Annotated in this window: 4 protein-coding genes and 1 tRNA gene; 4 read left to right on the top strand and 1 reads right to left on the bottom strand. The window is 61.1% G+C overall.

What is annotated here, in order from left to right:
• Positions 1 to 5: 5 nt before the first annotated feature.
• Positions 6 to 81 (top strand) — tRNA-Lys (locus tag AB4Z11_RS29475).
• Positions 82 to 200: 119 nt separating this feature from the next.
• Positions 201 to 905 carry a glutathione S-transferase N-terminal domain-containing protein gene (locus AB4Z11_RS29470; RefSeq protein WP_442029394.1) on the top strand — a complete coding sequence of 235 codons (705 nt, stop codon included), beginning with the start codon at positions 201 to 203 and terminating at the stop codon, positions 903 to 905.
• Here the strand turns inward: AB4Z11_RS29470 and AB4Z11_RS29465 are convergent.
• Entirely contained in the window at positions 902 to 1375 is a 474-nt protein-coding gene (locus AB4Z11_RS29465) for a hypothetical protein (RefSeq protein ID WP_442029392.1), read from the bottom strand. The two genes, AB4Z11_RS29470 and AB4Z11_RS29465, sit on opposite strands and share 4 nt — an antisense overlap.
• Before the next feature lie 65 nt (positions 1376 to 1440).
• Here AB4Z11_RS29465 and AB4Z11_RS29460 point away from each other — a divergent pair, with 65 nt between their 5' ends.
• Both AB4Z11_RS29460 and AB4Z11_RS29455 read left to right on the top strand, forming a co-directional pair.
• Positions 1441 to 1671, top strand: coding sequence for a hypothetical protein (locus AB4Z11_RS29460; RefSeq protein ID WP_442029390.1), 231 nt, complete (start codon positions 1441 to 1443; stop codon positions 1669 to 1671).
• Positions 1671 to 2348: an MOSC domain-containing protein gene (locus AB4Z11_RS29455; RefSeq protein ID WP_442029388.1), complete on the top strand. Its 678-nt coding sequence runs from the start codon at positions 1671 to 1673 to the stop codon at positions 2346 to 2348. The genes AB4Z11_RS29460 and AB4Z11_RS29455 overlap by 1 nt, the downstream gene beginning before the upstream one ends.
• Positions 2349 to 2449 lie beyond the last annotated feature (101 nt).

Raw genomic sequence — 2449 nt, 5'->3', positions numbered from 1 at the left:
CTTTCGGGTCGTTAGCTCAGCTGGTAGAGCAGCGGACTTTTAATCCGTTGGTCGCAGGTTCGAATCCCGCACGGCCTACCACGAATAGATCAGAGAAGCCAACCGTACACGGTTGGCTTTTTTGTTTTTGCGGACCGTCCTGCAAGTCCGGCAGGATTCGATCATAATCGCGTGCATTGTCAACGCACACCGATGATCCGATGACCAAACTGACTGACCTCCCAATCGCCGCCAAATGGCCGGCGCAACATCCTGAACGCCTGCAACTGTATTCGCTGCCGACGCCGAATGGCGTGAAGGTGTCGATCATGCTGGAGGAGACCGGGCTGCCGTACGAGCCGCATCTCGTCAGCTTCGACAGCAATGACCAGATGTCGCCAGCTTTCCTGTCGCTGAACCCGAACAACAAGATCCCCGCGATCATTGACCCGAACGGTCCGGATGGACAGCCGCTGCCCCTGTTCGAGTCGGGCGCGATTCTGCTTTATCTCGCCGAGAAAACCGGCCAGCTGATGCCGAAAGACGCGGCCGGACGCTATGAAACCATTCAGTGGCTGATGTTCCAGATGGGCGGCATTGGTCCGATGTTCGGCCAGGTCGGCTTCTTCCACAAATTCGCCGGCAAGGAATACGAAGACAAGCGTCCACGCGACCGCTATATCGGCGAGTCCAAGCGCCTGCTCAATGTATTGGAACAGCGCCTGCAAGGCCGCAAGTGGATCATGGGCGACGAGTACACCATCGCCGACATCGCCACCTTCCCGTGGGTGCGCAACCTGATCGGTTTCTATGAAGCCGGCGAGCTGGTCGAGATCAACACATTCCCGAACGTGCAGCGCGTGCTGGAAGCCTTCCTCGCCCGCCCTGCCGTGGCGCGCGGCCTGACGATCCCGAACCGTACCTAAGCGGCGTATGACGCCATGAGCCGGTCGAGGAAGCCGAACAACTTCCGGTTCATGGCGGCGTAGTCATTCGCTCGCAGCGCGTCCGGCTGCTGCACGAAGCGGTGCGCTGTAAGCGTTGCCAGTTCACGCGCGGACGCGGCGATCAGCAATTCCACCACCTCAGGCGTGAACTCCTTATGGCACTGGAAGCCATACACGAGGTCACCGTATTCAATGATGCGCGCTGCCACGCAACGTAAAATCAGATCGCATTCAGCCGCCGCATTGAAATGCGGACATTCCGCTAGCGTTGTGGTTGGCGACTGCGGACCGCCCATCACGGCCAGCAGGTCAATGCTTTCGACAGATTCCGGCAGCGCCTCATGCAGATAAACGCGCGAGTACGTCGCCACGTATCCCCGCTCGCTCACCCATTGCTCATAGGCGCCCGGCGCCTCGAACGACTCGTGCACCACGAAGTGAATTCGCATATTTAGGACTCCATATCAAATTCATGATAGCATGCCATTCTTTCATATATTTAGGAGTCCTACAAATGAAAAAATCCGCCATTTTCTACCATGACGGCTGCAATCTTTGCCTGGCGATGGCCGAAGTCTTCGGCACCGCCCTCGATCCGGCGCTCTACACCACCGAAGTCGTGAACCTCGGCCTGGCGCCCGGACGCACCGACGAAGCAGAATTCGCGGGTGTGACGGTGCTGCCTAGCCTCGTCATCGACGGCAAAGTGTTCGCGGTCAATCCCCACTCCGAGCTGCATCACTGATGATGATCGGCACCCTGCTGGTTGGCGCCGTGCAGCCGCTGGGCGCAACTGGCCACAACAGCGGCATCGCCAAGCTGTCCGTCGCGCGCCCGTTGCGGCTGGGCGTCAATGGTTTCGAAGGCGACGGCCAGGCAGATCCGCGCCACGGCGGACCGGAAAAGGCCGTGCACCACTACGCGGCCGAGCATTACCCGTATTGGCGCGAAACGATCGGCGAGCGCACCGTGCTGCGCCGGCCCGGCGCCTTCGGCGAGAACCTGTCCACGCATGGCATGACGGAGGACACGGTCTGCATCGGCGACGTGTACCGGCTCGGTTCGGCAACCGTCCAGGTAACGCAAACGCGCCAGCCCTGCTGGAAGCTGAACACGCGCTTCGACCAGCCGGACATGGCCCTCCAGGTTCAGCGCAGCGGCAAGACAGGCTGGTACTACCGCGTGCTCGAAGAAGGCATGGCCGGTCCGGGCGACGCGCTGGAGCTGATCGAACGTTCCTATCCGCAATGGACGCTGGCCAGCATTCTGAAAATCCTGTATCACCGCACCGGCGACCGCGACGCCCTCGCCCAGCTGGCGCAACTGGCCGCGCTGCCGGCACGCTGGCGCGACCTGTTCGTACGCAGGCTCGCGACCGGCGCCGTGGAAGACTGGACCGAGCGCCTGACCGGCAGCGTCTAGCGCTTCTTCTTGCTGGTAGCGGTCGATGTGGGGCGTGCCCAGGATTCGTCCGCACAGAAGGCAAAGTGGTTCATGATCAGGCAAGCGGGCCACTATAGCGC

It is taken from the genome of Pseudoduganella sp. RAF53_2 (assembly GCF_052113985.1).
GTDB lineage: Bacteria > Pseudomonadota > Gammaproteobacteria > Burkholderiales > Burkholderiaceae_D > Rugamonas.
The sequence above is the reverse complement of the archived record's forward strand: the minus strand, read 5'-3'. Positions and strand labels throughout refer to the sequence as shown.

Bases quoted from the DNA above. Each gene is read 5' to 3' on its own strand.
- AB4Z11_RS29470 (WP_442029394.1), top strand. From the start codon at position 201: ATGACCAAACTGACTGACCTCCCAATCGCCGCCAAATGGCCGGCGCAA.
- AB4Z11_RS29465 (WP_442029392.1), bottom strand. From the start codon at position 1,375: ATGCGAATTCACTTCGTGGTGCACGAGTCGTTCGAGGCGCCGGGCGCC.
- AB4Z11_RS29460 (WP_442029390.1), top strand. From the start codon at position 1,441: ATGAAAAAATCCGCCATTTTCTACCATGACGGCTGCAATCTTTGCCTG.
- AB4Z11_RS29455 (WP_442029388.1), top strand. From the start codon at position 1,671: ATGATGATCGGCACCCTGCTGGTTGGCGCCGTGCAGCCGCTGGGCGCA.